This is a genomic window from Priestia sp. SIMBA_032 (assembly GCF_046535215.1).
GTDB lineage: Bacteria > Bacillota > Bacilli > Bacillales > Bacillaceae_H > Priestia > Priestia aryabhattai.
Map to the genome: position 1 here is coordinate 1 of NZ_JAWRXD010000078.1, position 627 is coordinate 627.

At 53.4% G+C, this 627-nt stretch carries 1 protein-coding gene; it reads right to left on the minus strand.

Annotated elements, in window-relative coordinates:
- The coding region (locus SB717_RS33385; protein ID WP_410907078.1) for an acyl-CoA dehydrogenase family protein at window positions 1-627 on the minus strand (627 nt) is incomplete at both ends.

Consider the following 627-nt stretch of genomic DNA (forward strand, 5'->3'; position numbering starts at 1 on the left):
CGTCAGTGTCTGCAGTGCGATTTTTAGGCCGCCGCCGGCATTTCCAACTATGTTTTTCATCGGAACACCGACATTATCGAAATAGATATCGGCAGTTAGCTGACCGTGGTTACCCGTCTTTCGATCTGGCTTGCCAACCCTCACCCCAGGTGCATCGAGGTCAACGACAAACAGCGATTGCTTTCCGTCGTGCTCTGCCAGCACCACTACAAAGTCAGCTACAGGCGCATTTGTAATGAACCGTTTACGTCCGTTGATAACGAAGTCTGTGCCATTCGTGGAAGCCACCGTGCGCATGTTCTTAGCACTGAGGTCGGTGCTTGCATCCGGCTCCGTTGTCGCGAAACTGCCGATTTTTTTCCCAGCGATGAGCGGCACAAGGTACCGCTGCTGCAATTCCGCGCAAGCGTGCTCCAGTGCTTTCCCCGCCAGGATGCAGTGTACGTCGACGATCGCGGCAACAGAGTTTGAATGGTAAGCCAGTTCCTCAATCATCACTGCTGTTGCAGTAGCACGGTGTTGCAGCCCTCGCCCACCGACATCAGCTGAAAATGAGATGCTGAAAAGTCCCGCCTCTGCCATTTTGACGAACAAATCGCGTGGAAAATTTTCGACCGCTTCCTCCCT